Below are 19,206 nucleotides of genomic sequence, written 5' to 3'. Positions count from 1 at the left end.
AGGAAAGGGGAGCACAAAGTGGCTAAAAAAGATGTTATTATCCCTAAAGATGGGAATATTATAAGAGTTCCATTAGAGGAAGCTATGCCAGATAATTATCTTCCTTATGCAGTAGAAGTAGCAAAGGATAGAGCACTTCCAGATGTTAGGGATGGACTTAAACCAGTTCATAGAAGAATATTGTATGGAGCATATTTATTAAAGGCTTTTCCAGATAAGCCTTATTACAAATCTGCAAGAATAGTAGGGGATATATTAGGTAAATTTCACCCACACGGTGATACTTCTGTGTATGACGCCATGGTTATAATGGCTCAAAACTTTTCAACTAGAGAACAATTAATAGACGGACATGGTAACTGGGGGTCTCAGGATGGTGATGGAGCTGCAGCAATGCGTTATACAGAAGCTAGACTTGCGCCTATAGCTATGGAAATGATAAATGACATAGATAAAGGTGTAGTGGATATGGTACCAAACTATTCAGATTCAGAAATGGAACCTAAGGTTTTACCAGCTAGATATCCTAATCTTTTAGTTAATGGTACTTTCGGAATAGCTGTAGGACTTGCTACTAATATACCACCTCATAATTTAAAGGAAGTTATAGATGGTGCATTAGCTTATATAGATAACAATGATATAACAACAAAAGAAATTATGGAGTATATAAAGGGACCAGATTTACCTACGGGTGGAGTAATAATAGGTAAAAAATCCTTAATAAGTGCTTATGAAACAGGAGAAGGTAAGGTTACTTTAAGATCTAAAACATCTATAGAAAAATTAGAAAATGGAAGATTCGGTATAGTAATAACAGAATTTCCTTATAGAAGAAATAAAGCAAAAATACTTCAAACAATATCTGAAATGACAGGAGATAAGAGACATGCAAAAGCTTTAGAATCTATAGTAGATATAAGAGATGAATCAGATAGAACTGGTATAAGAGCTGTTATAGAATTTAAAAAGGCTGCAGATGAGGAAATAGTAGATAAGGTATTAAAGTATTTATTTAAGAAAACAGATTTACAATGTAATGTTAGTTTTAATATGGTTGCGTTAGCAGATGGTAAGCCAGAAACTATGGGACTAAAAACTATAATAACTCATTATGTTAATCACAGAAAAGAAGTTATAACAAGAAGAACACAAAAGGAACTTGAAGTAGCGGAAAAAAGATTTCATATAGTAGAAGGCTTCATAAAAGCTATAGATGTATTAGATGAAATAATTAAAACTATAAGAGCTTCAAAATCTAAAAAAGAGGCACATGAAAGATTAGTTTTTGACTTTGGATTTACTGATATACAAGCCGATGCAATCTTAGAACTTATGCTATACAGACTTACAGGTCTTGAAATAAAAGTATTTGAGAAAGAATATAAAGAATTAGAGAAACTAATAAAAGGGCTAAAGAAAATTTTAGCTAATGAAAAAGAATTATTTAAGGTTGTAAAAAAAGAACTTATAGAAGTTAGTGAAAAATACAGTACTCCTAGAAGAACGGAGCTTGTAGAAGATGATAGCGAAGCTAAAATAGATTTGGAAGAATTACTTATAGTAGAAGATATAATGGTAACAGTTTCAAATGATGGTTTTGTTAAGAGAATACCTTTAAAAACATATAATCGTCTTAATGCAAATGCTGATGATATAGAATATAGAGAAGGCGATTATTTAAAATTACTTATAAAGTCAAATACTAAAGAAAATTTAATGATATTTACTAATAAAGGTAATATGTATCAGATTAAAGGTAATACAATTCCAGAAGGTAAATGGAAGGACAAAGGAGAACGTATAGACACTTTAATTAGAGGGCTATCCTTAGATAATGAGAAAATAGTAGCCATTCATTCTTTGGAGTTATTATTGCCTGAATATAGTTTTGAGTTTATAACAGCTAAGGGCATGATTAAAATGACTACGCTTGATAAATTTATAACAGCTTATTCTAGGCTTATGGCATTAAAGCTTAAGAATGAAGATGAGCTTATAGACGTTAAACTAGTTAAAACGGAAGGTGAGAATGAGTTTATTCAGGTTGTTTGTGAAAATGGATTACAGTTTGTAACTGAGAAACCTAAACAAGAGCCATTAGAAAGAGCAGTACTTGGATGTGAATTATGTGCTTTAAATTCACAGAATAAAATAGTTAAAATAGAATCTTGTGAGAACTTTAGTTATGCTGAATTTACATTAGGTATAAATAAAAAGGGAAATATAAAAATTTATGAAAAATATTCAAGTGATACTTATATAAAAACTAAGACAGATTCAAACTCTGAGATATTAGTATTTACTAACAAGGGAAAAGTATTTAAATTCCAAAGCTTAATGGTTCAAAATATTACAGAGGGTCATTTAAAAGATTTAGTAGATAATTTAGACGCTGATGAAGAAGTATTAAATATTAAATCTATAAAGGATAAGGATTTTGATGGTACTGTGTACTTTTTCTCAAAAAAAGGTTATGTTAAGAAAACAGCTCTTCAAGAGTTTTGTGGAATATATAATAATCAAATAGCATACAAGTTTAAGATGGATACTGACATTTTAGTTTCAGTAGATTTTAATAATAGCGACAATTCTCAAATTGTAGTGGTAACTAAAAAAGCTATGGCGATAAAATTTGCTGTGGAGACTGTAAGCTTAATGGGTAAAATAGCTTCAGGGGTTACTGCTATATCTCTAAAAGATAATGATGAAGTTATTTTTGGAAAAATAATTTCAGTAGTAGTTGAAAGAAATTGTGAAGATAATTATAATGAAATTGCAGTATCCTATGAAGAATGCAGTAGAATAATACTTATTAGTAAATTGAAACAAAAGTATGAATTTTTATTAAGAGATATGAAGCTTCAAAATAGAGCAGGTAGAGGTCTTAGCTTGGCTATTTTAGAAGGTGAAGATTATATAAAAGAAACTGTTATTAAGTAAGACAATTTTTGGAGGTGTGTTATGAAAAAAGTTTTGGTTATGTTAGCTGATGGCTTTGAGGTTATAGAAGCATTATCAGTAGTTGATGTTTGTGCTAGAGCAAATGTAACTTGTCATACTTGTTCAATTTTGGAAAAGGAAGTTGTAAGTTCGCATGGTATAAAAATTATAGCAGATAAAACATTACAAGATACTGATTTGCTTAATTATGATGCTCTAGTTTTACCAGGTGGTATGCCTGGATCTAAAAATTTAAAAGAAAGTATTAGAGTTGTTGAATTAGTTAAAGAATATTATGCTTCTGGTAAAATAGTAGCAGCTATTTGTGCAGCTCCTATAGTACTTTCAAAGGCTGAAATAGTGGATGGAAAGATGATAACAAGTTATCCAGGATATAGGGAAGAGCTTGGAAACTGTATATATGAAGAAAATAAAATAGTAGTTACAGACGGGAATATTATAACTAGTAGAGGACCTGCTACAGCGATTGCTTTTGCTTTGGAGATAATAACTAGATTAGGTTATGAAGAAGAAGCTAAAAGTATAAAAGAAGGAATGTTATTTGATTTTCTTCTAGAAAAAGGAAATTAATTTTGAAGTAATGGAGAGTTGCAAATGAAGAATTGAGAGTTTTGGATAATTTAATTCTCAAGTTTTAAGTTTTCAACTCTCAATTTTCATTTTTGCGAAAGTAGAAAACTGTAATGAGTTAATAAAGGTTATAATATATAATTAGCCTTAAAAATACAATATGGAGGAATAATGAATAAGAAGGTTTTTTCAAATGGAGTAAGATTAATATATAAGTATAGAGAGAGTGCTCATACATCGTTTACAATAGGTTTTGAAGCAGGGGCAAATGAAGAAGAAGGTTATACTATAGGTGTAGCACATGCTTTAGAGCATATGCTTTTTAAAGGAACTAAAACAAAAGATGAAAATTCAATAAATAAGAGCTTAGATAAGTTATTTGGATTTAATAATGCTATGACAAATTATCCTTATGTAATATATTATGGAACTACAGCAAATGAAGATTTTGAAGATGCTTTTGACCTTTATTCAGATATTGTATTGAATCCAGTGTTTTCAAAAGAAGGGTTTAAAGAAGAGATGGATGTTATTCTTCAAGAATATAAAGAGTGGAAGGAAGACTTAGATCAGTATTGTGAAGATTTGCTACTGTTTAATAATTTTAAAAACAGAAGAATAAAAGAAAGAATAATAGGTACTGAGGAAAGTATAAGAGGGATGACTCTTGATGAAATAGTAAGATTCTATAAACATAAGTATTTAGCTAATAATTGTGTTGTTTCGGTAGTTACATCTATAGATTTTGATAAGATAACTTACATAGTTGAAGAAAATTTTAAAGATATTAGAGTTCAAGGTTTTCATGGTATACATTTAAATGTTGTAGATGAGGGTGATTTGGACGTTCTTATAGACAATAGATTACATTATAAATATACTGGTGAGGATAGAATGGTTATAGCTGGAGAAGGTGCTAAAGTACAGGCTGTATATGATATATCTAATTTAAGTATAGAAGAAATAATGGTATTAAAGCTTATAAATCTTTGGTTCGGAGAAGGGGTAAGTTCGCAACTGTTTGATAAAATTAGAACTAAAAATGGTATAGCTTATGATGTAGGTAGTGTAGTTAAATGGGAAAAAGGAATTAAGTTATTTAAAATATATCTAGGAACTACTAAGGAAAATATAAATAAAGCTATAGAATTAATAAATGAGTGTATAGAAAATGCGTTAAATATAGATAAATATATAGGAGACGAGGAGATACAGTTATTAATTAAAAGATATAAGCTTAAGTATTCTTTAGAAATAGAGAAAAGTATAGTTCTTTCAAATAGACTAAATATATATGAATTATTAAATGGGAATCCAGACATTGTATTTAAAGAGTTGAATTTCAACATAGACGTAAATAAGGAATATATGAAAAATATTTGTAATAAGGTATTCAAAAATCCTAAATTGCAGATTTTAAAGTGATTAGAAATTATTTTAAGCTAATCTAAAGGAAGAAATAAGGTTATAGGTGATGATGTGAAAGAAAAATGGCTTTTAAAAGTAAGAAATAAAGAAAGAATTAAGGAATTAAGTGAAAAACTTAAAATTTCGGAGCTTTTAGCAAAGCTTTTGGTAAATAGAGAAATAGATGGTTTGGAACAAGCTAGAAGGTTTATTTATGGAGATTATAATGACTTTTACGATGAATACCTAATGAAGGATATGGATAAAGGAATATATATAATAAAAAATGCTATTTTAGAAGGGAAAAAGATAGTTATATATGGTGACTACGATTGTGATGGAGTTTCAAGCACAACCATATTATATAAGGCATTAAAAAGGTGTGGGGCTAATTTTAAATACCATATACCAAATAGAGAATCAGAAGGTTATGGTATGAATTCAGATAGAATTAGAAGTTTAAAGAACGAAGGTACTGAAGTTATATTAACTTGTGATAATGGAATAGCTGCTTTTGAACAAGTTAATGTGGCAAAGGAACTAGGAATGCAAGTTGTAATTACAGATCATCATGATATACCTTTTATAGAGGATGAAGAAGGGAATAAAGAATATAAACTACCACAGGCTGATGCTGTAATAAATCCTAAAAGAAAGGATTGTAATTATCCATTTGATAAGCTTTGCGGTGCTGGTATTGCGTTTAAATTTTCAAAATGTTTATATTCTGAATTGAATATACCTTTAGAAGAGTCTTATGAGCTTTTAGAATTTTGTGCGATAGCTACAGTTTGTGATGTGGTGGATTTAATAGATGAAAATAGGATAATAGTTAGAAAAGGACTACAGATTTTAAATGATAGTAATACGCCAGGAATAAAAGCTTTAAAAAAACAGATTGGCTTAGAAAACAAAAAGATAAGTTCATATCATCTAGGTTTTGTTATTGGGCCATGTATAAACGCTACAGGAAGGCTAGAGACAGCAGATTTATCAGTGGAATTATTAATAACTGAAGATGAAAGTAGAGCAGAAGAACTAGCTAAGATGCTTTTCGAGTTGAATCAAAGAAGACAAGAGCTTACAATAGAAAGTTTGGAGAGTATAGTAGAATATATAGAAAGAAATAATATGCAAAATGATAGGGTGCTTTTAGTTTATAATAAAGATGTTCATGAAAGTATAGCTGGAATAGTTGCAGGTAAAATAAAAGAAAAATATAATACTCCATGTATAGTTATGACTTCTGGGCATGAAATGCCTAAAGGTTCTGCAAGAAGTATAGAGGAATATAATATATTTGAAGAGCTTTCCAAATGTAAGCATTTATTAGGAAAGTTCGGAGGTCATCCTATGGCTGCAGGACTCTCAGTAAAAGAGGAAAATATTCCTAAGTTAAGACGATTATTACTAGAAAATTGTACTTTAACAGAAGAAGATTTAACTCAAAAAATAAAAATAGATGCTCAAATGCCATTAAATAATTTAAGTGAAGGATTAATTAAAGAAATTGAGAAGTTGGAGCCATTTGGGAAGGGGAATCCATCACCTTTGTTTGCAGAGAAGAGTGTAAAAGTTACTAGGTTATGGCTTATGGGAAAAGAAAAAAGTATCTTGAAATTAAGATGTAAGCTCAAAAATAGTTATATGTGTATAGATGCTATTAGTTTTGATAAATTTAATGATTTTAGAGAACAATTTATTTGTAAATACGGAGAAGAAAGATTTTTAGAAGTAGTAGACACTAGTTACTGTGACTTCGATTTAGACTTGATTTTCTCTCCATCAATAAATGAATTTAATGGAGAAAGAAAAATACAAATAATAATAAAAAATTTAAGAATTTAAATTTGAAAGTCAGCGGTTGCTGACTTTCAAATTTGTTTTTATGATGATTAAATTTTCTTTTCGTATTGTTCTACCATTTTTCTAACCATTTCTCCACCAACGCTACCGCATTGTCTTGAAGAAAGGTCTCCGTTATAATCTGAAAATGGTATGCCTAGTTCGTTAGCAACCTCATTTCTGAATTTTGCCAAACCCTTTTTTGATTCTGGAACTAATTTTTGTGCCATTTTAATTACCTCCTTAATTAAGATTGTATTTATATATTGTCCATTTAATAGAAGATTATATTGTATAATTGGAGGAACAAAAGGAATGTTTAGGCATATAATGAAAATGAAGTGAAAAAAATACTAAAGAGTTGACTTTTTTAATAAAAAGATGGTAAAAATTAAAGATAGGGCATTTGAGAATGCAAAAAGATTATAAATTTACCTACTAAAAGAGGGGATGATTACTTTGAGTAAATATAAAATAATAATGACAGGTGGAGGCTCTGCAGGTCATGTTACACCAAATTTAGCTTTGATACCGAATTTAAAACAAGAAGGATTTGAAATAAAATACATAGGAAGTAAGGATGGAATAGAGAAAGAAATAATAAAAAAAGCTGGAATACCATATTTTGAAATATCATCAGGAAAGCTTAGAAGATATTTTGATGTTAAAAATTTTACAGATCCTTTTAAAGTTGTGAAAGGAATTTTTGAAGCTATAAATATTTTAAATAAAGAGAAACCAGATGTTATTTTTTCAAAGGGAGGCTTTGTTACTGTTCCAGTTGTAATGGCTGCTTCACTAAAAAAAATACCAGTAGTTTCACATGAGTCGGATTTAACACCAGGTCTTGCTAATAAATTGGCAGCGCCTTTTTGTGATAAGCTTTGTGTTACATTTCCTGAAAGTATAAAATATATAAAAGGAAATAAGGGGGTACTAACTGGTACACCTATTAGAAAAGAGCTATTGTCAGGTGATAAATTAAAAGGTAAAGAGTTTTGTGGTTTTAAAGATAATAAAAAAGTTCTCCTTGTTATTGGTGGCAGCTTAGGTTCTAAAATTATAAATGAGTCTATACGAGCTAACTTAGATGATTTGTTAAAGGAGTTTAATATAATCCATATTTGTGGAAAAGGAAATATAGACAGTTCTTTAGATAAGAAAGCAGCATATTTTCAGTTAGAATATATTTCAGAAGAGTTGCCAAATGTTATGGCTTTAAGTGATATTATAATTTCTAGAGCTGGAGCAAATGTTATATTTGAGATTCTCGCATTAAAAAAATTAAATATTTTAATACCACTATCTAAAAATGCTTCAAGGGGAGATCAGGTTTTAAATGCAAATTCTTTTGAAAAAGCAGGATATTCTAAGGTTATAGAAGAAGAAAAGCTTAATAAAAAGGAACTTTTGAAGGCGATTATAGAAACCACAAGAGATGAAGAAAAATATATAAATGCTATGAAAAGTAGTTCTGTAAATAATGGCGTAGAGAATATAGTTAAAATTATAATGAAGTCCATAAAAAATAAATAAAAAACAAGTAAAAAAGTAAAAAAAAAGAACTATAGGAAAGGAAATTTCTTATAGTTCTTTTGCATAAATTGAAGTAAAAACGGTAAAAAGTGTTAACTAAATGTAAATTTTTAATAAATATTTTTTTGGAAAATCAAGTTTATTTTTTAAAAAATAATAAATTTTTCAAAAAAATTATAAAAAATAAAGTTAGCAAATAAGCGCAATTATGAGAATATTTAATCAATAAAGAGATATGAAGGAATAATAAGAATAAATAAGAAATTTAAAATGATAATGATAATATTTAAGTATTTTAAGGCACTTTTAGTGTTTTGTGCACATTTTAGTTAAATATATTAAAATATGAAACTTGAAAAATATTTTCCATAGTATATAATTAGTTATGTCGAGTCAAATACCAAAATATAAAGTTGTTAACAATTTAACAAAAATAAATGAGGTGTTATTTATGAGAAAAATTTCAGTTATTTATTGGAGTAACGGAGGTAACGTTGAAGTACTAGCTAGTAAAATAGCAGAAAGTGCCACAGAAAATGGAGCCGATGTTACTATAAAACACGTAACAGATGCAAAACTTGAGGATGTTACTAATGCAGATGCGGTAGCGTTTGGAAGTCCATCAATGGATAATAATAAAATTGAACAACAAGAAATGGAGCCATTTATAAAAGAATTAAAGTTAACTCCTAATAACAATAAAAAAGTAGTTCTATTTGGATCTTACGGTTGGGATGACGGAAAATTCATGAAAGATTGGGTTGTAAGAATGGATGATTATGGCTTCGATGTTATTGGTGATTTAGCAGTAAAAGAATCACCGACTGAGAAAGAGTTAGAAATGGCTAAAGAGTTAGGTAAAAAATTAGCTGAATAATGTTAAACCTTATGAATTTAAATTAATTTAAATTCATAATTCAATAAATTATCTAAGATATTTTAGAAAGAGGGGTCAGCATAATGGCAATTAGAAAAATGAAAACTATGGATGGTAACACAGCTGCAGCTCATATAGCTTATGCGTTCACTGATGTTGCTGCAATATACCCTATAACTCCATCATCTCCAATGGCAGAACACGTAGATGAATGGGTTGCACAAGGTAGAAAGAACATATTTGGTCAACCAGTACATGTAATGGAAATGCAATCAGAAGCAGGAGCAGCTGGTGCAGTTCATGGTTCATTACAAGCAGGAGCTTTAACTACAACTTTCACAGCTTCTCAAGGTTTATTATTAATGATACCAAACATGTACAAAATTGCAGGGGAATTACTTCCAGGAGTATTCCACGTATCAGCTAGAGCACTAGCTACTTCAGCATTAAACATATTTGGAGATCACCAAGATGTTATGGCAGCAAGACAAACTGGTTTTGCTATGCTTGCAGAAGGTTCAGTTCAAGAAGTTATGGATTTATCAGCTGTAGCTCACTTAACTGCAATCAAAACAAGAATACCATTTGTAAACTTCTTTGATGGATTCAGAACTTCACATGAAATTCAAAAAATCGAAGTTCTAGAATATGATGAACTAAAGAATTTATTAGATATGGATGCTGTTGAAGCTTTCAGAAGAAGAGCTTTAAATCCAGATCATCCTGTAACTAGAGGAACTGCTCAAAACCCAGATATATACTTCCAACAAAGAGAAGTAGTTAATAAGTACTATGAAGAAGTGCCAGAAGTAGTTGAAAAATACATGGCTGAAATCACTAAATTAACTGGAAGAGAATACAACTGTTTTGATTACTATGGAGCAGCTGATGCTGACAGAGTAATAGTTGCTATGGGTTCAGTTACTGACTTAGTTGAAGAAACAATAGATTACTTAAATGCTAACGGAAATAAAGTTGGTTTAGTTAAAGTAAGATTATTCAGACCTTTCTCAAATGAAAGATTATTAAAAGCAATACCTAGCACAGTTAAATCAATAGCTGTTTTAGATAGAACTAAAGAACCAGGTACTGCTGGAGAACCATTATACTTAGAAGTTAAGAATGCTTTCTACGGAAGAGAAAATGCTCCAGTAATAGTTGGTGGTAGATATGGATTAGGTTCAAAAGATACAGTGCCAGCTCACATAGTAGCTGTTTATGATAACTTAAAGAACGAATGTCCAAAGAACGGATTCACTATAGCTATAGTTGATGATGTTACAAATACTTCATTAGAAACAACAGTAGATGTTGATACTACACCAGAAGGAACTAAAGCTTGTAAGTTCTGGGGTCTTGGATCAGATGGTACAGTTGGAGCTAATAAGAGTGCAATCAAAATTATCGGAGACCATACTGATATGTATGCTCAAGGATATTTTGCTTATGACTCAAAGAAATCAGGTGGTATAACAGTATCACACTTAAGATTCGGTAAGAAAGCAATAAAATCACCTTACCTAATCAACAAAGCAGATTTCGTTGCTTGTCATAATCAATCATACGTTTATAAATACAACGTATTAGAAGGATTAAAACCAAATGGTAACTTCTTACTTAACACTTTATGGACTCCAGAAGAGTTAGAAGAAAAATTACCTGCTTCATATAAGAGATATATTGCAGAAAACAACATATCATTCTATACATTAAATGCTGTTAAGATAGCTCAAGAAATAGGTCTTGGTGGAAGAATTAATATGATAATGCAATCTGCATTCTTCAAATTAGCTAACATCATTCCAGTAGAAGATGCTGTTAACTACTTAAAAGCTGCAGTTGTAACTTCATACGGTAAAAAAGGTCAAAAAGTTGTTGATATGAACAATGCTGCTATAGATAAAGGTATAGAATCAATAGTTAAAATAGAAGTTCCAGCAACTTGGAAAGATGCTGTTGATGCAAAAGTTGAAACTAAAGAAGTTCCAGAATTCATAGAAAAAATAGTTTTACCAATGAACAGACAAGAAGGAGATAAACTTCCTGTATCTGCTTTATTATGTATGGAAGATGGAACATTTGAACCAGGAACTGCTGCTTATGAAAAGAGAGGAATAGCTATAAACGTTCCAGAATGGCAAGCAGATAAATGTATCCAATGTAACCAATGTTCTTATGTTTGTCCACATGCTGTAATAAGACCATTCTTATTAACAGAAGACGAAAAGAACAATGCACCAGAAGGAATGAAGATAGTTCCAGCTAAGGCTCTTAAGACTGCTGAACCAATGTCATTCACAATGGCAGTAAGCCCACTAGATTGTTCAGGTTGTGGAAACTGTGCTCAAGTATGTCCAGCTCCAGAAAAAGCACTTATAATGAAACCACAAGAATCTCAACACATCGAAATCGAAAGATGGGATTATGCAGTTGAAAAAGTAGCTCCAAAAGCTAATCCAATGAATAAGAAGACTTTAAAAGGTAGCCAATTTGAGCAACCATTACTTGAGTTCTCAGGTGCTTGTGCAGGTTGTGGAGAAACTCCATATGCTAAGCTTATAACTCAATTATATGGTGACAGAATGATGATAGCTAATGCTACAGGATGTTCATCAATTTGGGGAGGATCTGCTCCAGCTACTCCATACACAACTAACCATGAAGGACATGGTCCAGCTTGGGCTAACTCATTATTCGAAGATAATGCTGAATTCGGAATGGGTATGTTCTTAGGAGTTAAAGCTATAAGAGATAGATTAGCTGTAACAGCTCAAAAAGCTATAGATGCTGGTGTTTCAGAAGAAGCTAAGGCTGCTTTAGAAGATTGGATAGCTAACCTTAATAATGGTGAAGGTACAAGAGATAGAGCTAACAGAGTTATAGCTGCTTTACAATCAGAAACTAACGAATTTGCTAAAGAAATATTAAAAGAAAAAGATTTCCTAGTTAAGAGATCACAATGGATCTTCGGAGGAGATGGATGGGCTTATGACATCGGATACGGTGGAGTTGACCACGTTCTAGCTTCAGGAGAAGATGTAAATATATTTGTATTTGATACAGAAGTTTACTCAAACACTGGTGGTCAATCATCAAAATCTACTCCAACTGCTGCAATAGCTAAATTTGCTGCATCAGGTAAGAGAACTAAGAAAAAAGACCTTGGTATGATGGCAATGAGCTACGGATATGTATATGTTGCTCAAATATCAATGGGTGCTGATAAGAACCAAACTCTTAAAGCTATAGCTGAAGCTGAAGCTTATCCAGGTCCATCATTAATCATAGCTTATGCTCCATGTATAAACCATGGATTAAAAGTTGGTATGGGTAACTCACAATTAGAAGCTAAGAAAGCTGTTGAGTGTGGATACTGGGGAATGTATAGATTCAATCCAGCACTTAAAGAAGCAGGAAAGAATCCATTCTCATTAGATTCAAAAGAACCAACTGCAAGCTTTAAAGAATTCTTAATGGGTGAAGTTAGATATGCATCACTTGCTAAAGCATTCCCAGAAGCTGCTGATGCTCTATTTGAAAAGACTGAAAGAGATGCAATGGAAAGATTAGAAGGTTACAAAAAGTTAGCTGGTAAGTAATCTTATATAGCATGTAATATTTAAGGCTCATTACTTTAGGTAATGAGCCTTGTTTTTTTAGTAGATTGTGATTTGTTTATAAAAATTAATTTATTTGTAAAATAAATTTTTTAATAGATAAAATGTGCGTATTGAAATATACAATTAGGGAATAGTATATATTGAATAAAGCAAATTTAAATTATGTGAGTATTCAAAGCTTAAAGTTTATGAGTTTTAAAACAAAATTTCTATTTATTATAATACTTAGGAATAAGTTTGCGCCAGATAAATTTTAATTTGTATATTTACTACGTAAAAATAATGAAAAAAATTCTAGAAAATGCTTTTATTATTTAGCGTTTAAGAGTACAATATTAACATGTAACAAATTTACTTAAGGAGGCACTTATAGATGTCAGATAAAGAATTAAATAAATGTGGTTGCGGTTGTGGCTGCGGAGAAGAAATAAAAGAAGAAAGCTGTGGTTGCGGCTGCGGAGATCATTCACATGAACATGAACATAATCATGAAGGTTGTGGCTGTGGTTGTGAAGGAGAACATGAAAGCTATGTTGTTGATTTAGAAGACGAAAATGGAAACATAATATCATGTGAAGTTGTAGACTCTTTTGAATACAAGGAACAAGACTATGTATTAGTTCAAAATCCAGAAGATGGTTCAGTATACTTATTTAAATCAATCAATGAAGAAGGCGAACTTGTAGTTCCAGAAGAAGCTGAATTTGATGAAGTAACTAAGTATTATCAAGAAGAATTAGCTAACTAACATAAGGGTGGTGCAACTTTGCATCACTTTTTTCTATAAGTAAAAATAAATTTTTTGTGGTTTAAAATAATTAATAATAAAGTTTTTAAAGTATAAAAAATTAATTATTGAGAATTAAAAATTAAACTTTAAAATCTAAGGAGAATGTATTGTGGAAAAGTTAGCTTTATTTGATGTAGATTTCACTATAACCAGAAAAGAAACATTATTAGAATTTTTTAAGTTTGTAATTAGTAAAGATAAAAAAAATGTAAAATTCATACCTAGGGCTATATTTTGTGGAGTTATGTATGGAATAGGTGTGTATGATGAGAAGAAGGTTAAAGAAGCTTTTATAAAATTTATAGATAATATAGAAGAAAATGATTTGAAGCTGCTTGTTAGAGAATATTATAAAGATCATTTAAGTAACATATTATATGAAGATGCAATAACTATGATAAGAAAACTTAAAAGCGAAGGTTATAAGGTATATTTAATATCAGCTTCGCCAGAGTTTTATTTGTATGAGTTTTATAATATAAAAGAAGTAGATAAAATTATAGGTACAAAGTTTAAATTCAATGAAGGTAAACTTAAAAGAGAGATGGAGGGTTTAAATTGTAAAGGTGAGGAAAAAGTAAGAAGACTTATGGAAGTTATTAAAGAAGAAGGAATAGAAGTTGACTTTAAGAACTCATATATGTTTTCTGATTCTCTATCAGATAAACCTTTATTGGATTTAGTTGGAAAACCTTATTTAATTAATTTTAAGAAAAAACATGATACAATTGAAATATTAAATTGGAAGTAATTATATAATTTGAGGAGTAAGAAATATGGAATGTATGTTAAATTATTTTATTGAAAATGGTCAAATAAAGGAAAATGATAAATTTAATGAAGGATTACTATCAAGTAAAGGTATAGTTTATGAAGTGTTTAGAGTTACAGAGGGTATTCCTATGTTTTTAGAAAAACATGTAGCTAGAATGAGTAATTCGTTAAAACTAATAAATAAAGAAATGCCGTATAGTTATGAGGAAATAAAAAATCAAGTAGATTTATTAATAAAGAAAAATGATGTTAAAGTGGGTAATATTAAATTTTTATATAACAGCTTAATTGATGAAAAAAATTTAATAGCTTATTTTATAAAACATAGTTATCCAACAGAAGAAATGTATAAGGAAGGGATAGATACTATTTTCTATTTTGCTGAAAGAGAAAATCCTAATGCAAAGATAATAAATAAAAGCTTTAGAGATTCAGTAAATGAAGAAATAAAGAAAAAAAATGCCTATGAAGCTATCCTTGTAAATCATGATGGAAATATAACAGAAGGTAGTCGTTCTAATATGTTTATGGTTAAGGGAGGGGCTGTGTATACTTCAAATGTTAAAGCTGTATTACCTGGAGTAACAAGAAGTACTATAATAGAGCTTTGCAAAAAAAATAATATAAAGGTTTGTGAAGTTGACATTAACTACAAAGAAATAGAAACTTTCGATGGCTTATTTATGTCTGGAACATCTCCTAAAGTTTTGCCTATACGTAGAGTGGAAAACATAAATTTTAATTCAAGTGAAAATGACACTATAGTAACAATAATGAACTTATTTAATGAAAATATAAAGAAATATATAGAAAAAAATAAGTAAATATTTGTTTAAGATTACTTTCTTTATATGGTATAATGGGGACAAATGAGAAGGGAGGATTATCATGAGAGAAGAAATATTTGAAGGGCATAATATTGAAGAATGTATTAATAAAGCAACTAAAGTTTTTCAAGTTAATAAAAATGAAATTGAGTACGAAATACTTGAAAAAAGTGGTTTCTTAAAAAAGAATGTTAAAATAAAAGTTATAGTTAAAGATAGTTCATCAAAAGGTCAAATAGTAAATGGAACTGGGATTATTAAAGATGGAAAACTTTTCATTAAGAATCCAATTAATAATGGAGCACCTTGTAGGTTAATTTGTAGAGATAAAGTAACTTTAATAGTAAATGGTGAAGAAGTTAAACAAGCAAAAGTATTAGAAGAAGACAATGTTGAATTTAAATTTGAGGAAATTGAATCTAAAAGAATTATGAATATAAGAACTTCAGAAGATAAAATGGAAGCGTTTGTAGATATTAACTATATACCTAATATTAAATATGGTTTAAAAGATTCTGAAGAAAGTAATGAATTATTTATAGAGATTAAGGAAATAAATAAGGAATATCCTCCTTTATTTACAAGAGATGAAATTTTGAAAAATTTATCTGACAATAAAATAGTTTATGGCATTTTAGAAGAAAATATGCAAGAAATAATAAAAAAAGAAAGTGTTCAGGATTTTCTTATTGCTAAAGGAAAACACCCAATACCAACTGTACAAGATGAAATAGAAATTAAATTTAAAAGTATCATAGAAAAACATTTTAATGAGGATGAAAATCATATTAATTTTAGAGAAATTTGTGATATAGCTACTGTTAATCCTGGAGATGTACTTTTAGTTAAACAAGAAGGAAAAGAAGGCGAAGCAGGTAAAGATGTTTTTGGAAAAGAAATAGCTTGTGAAAAATTAAAAATAATAAAGCTGAAAGCTGGTGGTGGATGTAGTATTAAGGGGAATGCTATAGTAGCAGATATTAGTGGAAATCCGTCTTATATTGGGGATATAATTTCAGTTAATAGTATACATACTGTAGAAGGTGATGTGGATTTATCAACAGGTAATATAAACTTTAGTGGTCAAGTTAAGATAAATGGGAATGTTATGCCTGGCATGACTGTTATAGCTGGGACAGGAGCTTTAATTGGTGGTCAAGTGGATAAAGCTGTAATAAAATCTAATGGTGAAACCGTTATTTTAGGAAATATAATAACATCTACTGTTGAGGTCGGTGCTATAGATGTTTTAAAACAGGAATATAAGAAAAACTTAGAAGTTTTATATAAAAATATCAAAGATCTTGTAGAAACAGTAGAAGAAGTTAAGAAGTATAATTTATTAGGTTATGACAAGTTAGATGGGGAAATAATAAAAGTATTGATAGAAAATAAATATAAAGAAATACCTAAGGTTTCCATGGGAGTTATAAAATATAATGCGTTAAATTCAGGTAGTGAATTTGAGATAGTTGATAAAATAAAAAATAAACTTATAGGTTTAGCGCCTATAAACATTAAGTATTTTACAGAATTAAACGATATATTATATATTGTGAATAAAAAAATACAAGAATTAGCTAATGAAATATCAATACCTGTACCATTAACTTTAAATTATGTGCAAGAATCTAAGTTGTATTCCTCTGGAGATATTATAATCAATGAAAAAGGTTCATACATATCAGAAATAGTATCAAAGGATAAAGTAATATTTAAAGGTCTAGGGGCTGTAGTTCGAGGTGGATATATAAAAGCAACCAATGAAATAAAAGCTAAAATAGTTGGAAGTACTGGAGAAGTTAAAACCACTTTAGAGGTTTCTAGAAGAGGGCATATTTGGTGTGAAATTGCCTATTCAAATACAAAATTTATTGTAGGAGAAAGAGAAATGTTACTGGAAGAACAAGCTAGGGATGTACATGTTTATATTAATGAAGCAGGTGACATGATAATAGACAAATTAAAACTATAGGGGGTATATAAATGGCTGTAAATGAAATAAAGATACTTATATTTAGTTTAAATGGAGAAAATTATGCTACAGATATAATGGAGGTAGAAAGAATACTAGGATATGAAGTTCCAACAGCGCTTCCAGAGGTTCCCTTTTTTATGGATGGTGTAATAAATTATGAAGAAAGTATATTGCCAGTAATAAATTTAGCTAAAAAGTTTTCTTTTCCAGAATCTAAAATAACTAATGAAAGTAAAATTGTAGTTGTTAAAGAAAGTGGAGATAAGCTTGGAATTGTAGTTGAAAATGTTTATGAAGTTAGAGATGTAAACAAGGATGATGTAGAAAAACCAAAAGCTATAGAGGCGAATATTTCAAGTAGATATATAAAAGGTTTAATAAGACTTGAAGGTAAAATAATAATACTTTTAGATTTAGCTAAACTTCTTAATGACGAGGAAAGGGCTAAAATTTTTTAGGTGTAGAATATGAATGCTGAAATAAGGGTTGGAATAGCGGATTTAAACACAGTAAACGCTCCAGGAAAAATCATGACAATAGGTTTAGGATCTTGTATAGGAATAGCAATTTATGATAAAGTAAGAAAAATAGCAGGGCTTGCACATATAATGCTACCAGATAGTACTCAATTTAAAGAAGTATCAAACCCATTAAAATTTGCTGATCTAGCCATACCAATGTTAGTTACAGAAATGGAGAAGCTTGGTTCTTCAAAAAGAAGTATGACTGCTAAAATAGCTGGAGGAGCATCAATGTTTAATTTTTCCGATAAGAGCATGATAAGTGATATAGGAAAAAGAAATAGTGATGCAGTAATAAGGGCTTTAGGTACTCTTAGTATACCTATTAAAGCTCAAGATGTAGGAGGTAATAAAGGAAGAACTATGGTTTTAGATGCGGAGGATGGGAGAGTTACAATAAGAATTGTTGGTCAGGGCGTAAAAGAACTGTAGTGGAGTGATTGAAATTGGAAAAATTAAAAATTATGGTGGTGGATGATTCTGCCTTAATGAGAAAAATAATATCAGATATGATAAATGAAGAAAATGATATGGAAGTAGTTGCTGTCGCTAGAGATGGAGAAGAACTCTTAACAAAATTAGATAAAATTAAGGTTGACATAATAACTTTAGATGTAGAGATGCCTAAAATGGATGGCATTACAGCTCTTAGAAAATTAAAAGAAAAACAAACTGAAGTTAAGGTTATTATGTTGAGTTCTCTTACTACAAGGTCTTCTAGTTTAACATTAGAATGTTTAGACTTAGGAGCAGCAGAATTTCTTGCAAAGCCATCAGGTTCAATATCATTAGATATAAATAATGTTAAATTTGAGTTAGTGAGTAAAATAAGAATGGTTTCTAAAATAAAAAAACCTCTTATCATACCAAAAAAAACAATAATATCAGAAAGAAAGAAAACAGAAATGCCAAATAGAGCTGTTAGTAATAAACGCTTTGAAGCTGTATTAATAGGTGCATCAACAGGTGGCCCTAAAGCATTGTATGAGGTTATAACAGCACTTCCTGAAGATTTAGGAGTTCCAGTGTTTGTCGTTCAGCATATGCCTAAAGGTTTCACAAAAGCTTTTGCAGAAAGACTTAATAACAATTCAAAGCTTAAGGTAGTAGAAGGTGCTCAAAATCAAAACATAGAAAAAAATTGTGTTTATATAGCACCAGGTGGATTCCATATGGAAATTTCAAAGGATAAAAAAATATCTTTAAATGAAGAACCAGCTATATGGGGAGTTAGACCTGCTGTTGATAAATTATTTATAAGTGCAGTTGAAGTTTATAAAGGTAATCTTCTTTCGGTAGTATTAACTGGTATGGGAAGAGATGGAGCTAAAGGTACAGAAACAGTTAAGGATGCTGGTGGATATACTATATCTGAAGATGAATCTACTTGTACAATATATGGCATGCCAAAAGCTTGCTTTGAAACCGGTAAGGTTGACGAGGTTATAGGATTACATGATGTTTCTACAGCAATAATTAAATTGGTGAAAAAGTAGG

15 protein-coding genes are annotated in these 19,206 nt (G+C 29.9%); 14 read left to right on the top strand and 1 reads right to left on the bottom strand.

Annotated elements, in window-relative coordinates; genetic code table 11:
• The first annotated feature begins 18 nt into the window (after positions 1 to 18).
• From BUB01_RS01375 to recJ, 4 genes are all read left to right on the top strand, one after another.
• A complete protein-coding gene (locus tag BUB01_RS01375; protein ID WP_072984519.1) occupies positions 19 to 2,943 on the top strand; it encodes a DNA topoisomerase IV subunit A in 2,925 nt (974 codons plus the stop codon).
• 21 nt (positions 2,944 to 2,964) lie between these two features.
• Positions 2,965 to 3,534, top strand: coding sequence for a DJ-1 family glyoxalase III (locus tag BUB01_RS01370; RefSeq protein ID WP_072984517.1), 570 nt, complete (start codon positions 2,965 to 2,967; stop codon positions 3,532 to 3,534).
• 171 nt (positions 3,535 to 3,705) lie between these two features.
• On the top strand, positions 3,706 to 4,959 hold the full coding sequence (locus BUB01_RS01365) for a M16 family metallopeptidase (RefSeq protein ID WP_072984515.1): 1,254 nt from the start codon (positions 3,706 to 3,708) through the stop codon (positions 4,957 to 4,959).
• 54 nt (positions 4,960 to 5,013) lie between these two features.
• Entirely contained in the window at positions 5,014 to 6,789 is a 1,776-nt protein-coding gene (gene recJ / locus BUB01_RS01360) for a single-stranded-DNA-specific exonuclease RecJ (RefSeq protein ID WP_072984513.1), read from the top strand.
• Positions 6,790 to 6,836: 47 nt separating this feature from the next.
• Here the strand turns inward: recJ and BUB01_RS01355 are convergent, their stop codons facing one another.
• Positions 6,837 to 7,016, bottom strand: coding sequence for an alpha/beta-type small acid-soluble spore protein (locus BUB01_RS01355; protein ID WP_072984511.1), 180 nt, complete (start codon positions 7,014 to 7,016; stop codon positions 6,837 to 6,839).
• Positions 7,017 to 7,245: 229 nt separating this feature from the next.
• On the opposite strand from BUB01_RS01355, the gene BUB01_RS01350 reads away from it, so the two are divergent.
• The 10 genes from BUB01_RS01350 to BUB01_RS01305 all read left to right on the top strand — a co-directional run bounded on the left by BUB01_RS01350 (position 7,246) and on the right by BUB01_RS01305 (position 19,205).
• Entirely contained in the window at positions 7,246 to 8,322 is a 1,077-nt protein-coding gene (locus tag BUB01_RS01350) for an undecaprenyldiphospho-muramoylpentapeptide beta-N-acetylglucosaminyltransferase (protein WP_072984509.1), read from the top strand.
• Positions 8,323 to 8,773: 451 nt separating this feature from the next.
• Positions 8,774 to 9,199: a flavodoxin gene (locus BUB01_RS01345; RefSeq protein WP_072984507.1), complete on the top strand. Its 426-nt coding sequence runs from the start codon at positions 8,774 to 8,776 to the stop codon at positions 9,197 to 9,199.
• 89 nt (positions 9,200 to 9,288) lie between these two features.
• Positions 9,289 to 12,798 (top strand): pyruvate:ferredoxin (flavodoxin) oxidoreductase, encoded by a 3,510-nt coding sequence (gene nifJ, locus BUB01_RS01340; protein WP_072984786.1) that lies wholly within the window; start codon positions 9,289 to 9,291, stop codon positions 12,796 to 12,798.
• Positions 12,799 to 13,192: 394 nt separating this feature from the next.
• A complete protein-coding gene (locus BUB01_RS01335; RefSeq protein ID WP_072984505.1) occupies positions 13,193 to 13,567 on the top strand; it encodes a DUF1292 domain-containing protein in 375 nt (124 codons plus the stop codon).
• Positions 13,568 to 13,718: 151 nt separating this feature from the next.
• Positions 13,719 to 14,360: an HAD-IB family hydrolase gene (locus BUB01_RS01330; RefSeq protein ID WP_072984503.1), complete on the top strand. Its 642-nt coding sequence runs from the start codon at positions 13,719 to 13,721 to the stop codon at positions 14,358 to 14,360.
• Positions 14,361 to 14,385: 25 nt separating this feature from the next.
• Positions 14,386 to 15,207, top strand: coding sequence for an aminotransferase class IV (locus tag BUB01_RS01325; protein ID WP_072984501.1), 822 nt, complete (start codon positions 14,386 to 14,388; stop codon positions 15,205 to 15,207).
• A 64-nt stretch (positions 15,208 to 15,271) separates the two neighbouring features.
• A complete protein-coding gene (locus tag BUB01_RS01320; RefSeq protein ID WP_072984499.1) occupies positions 15,272 to 17,185 on the top strand; it encodes a flagellar assembly protein A in 1,914 nt (637 codons plus the stop codon).
• Positions 17,186 to 17,196: 11 nt separating this feature from the next.
• Positions 17,197 to 17,646 carry a chemotaxis protein CheW gene (locus BUB01_RS01315; protein WP_072984497.1) on the top strand — a complete coding sequence of 150 codons (450 nt, stop codon included), beginning with the start codon at positions 17,197 to 17,199 and terminating at the stop codon, positions 17,644 to 17,646.
• Between the two features lie 9 nt (positions 17,647 to 17,655).
• Positions 17,656 to 18,141 carry a chemotaxis protein CheD gene (locus BUB01_RS01310; RefSeq protein WP_072984495.1) on the top strand — a complete coding sequence of 162 codons (486 nt, stop codon included), beginning with the start codon at positions 17,656 to 17,658 and terminating at the stop codon, positions 18,139 to 18,141.
• A 32-nt stretch (positions 18,142 to 18,173) separates the two neighbouring features.
• Positions 18,174 to 19,205: a protein-glutamate methylesterase/protein-glutamine glutaminase gene (locus BUB01_RS01305; RefSeq protein WP_423231118.1), complete on the top strand. Its 1,032-nt coding sequence runs from the start codon at positions 18,174 to 18,176 to the stop codon at positions 19,203 to 19,205.
• Position 19,206 lies beyond the last annotated feature (1 nt).

The sequence above is a fragment of the Clostridium cavendishii DSM 21758 genome, from assembly GCF_900141845.1.
GTDB lineage: Bacteria > Bacillota > Clostridia > Clostridiales > Clostridiaceae > Clostridium_AG > Clostridium_AG cavendishii.
The sequence above is the reverse complement of the archived record's forward strand: the minus strand, read 5'-3'. Positions and strand labels throughout refer to the sequence as shown.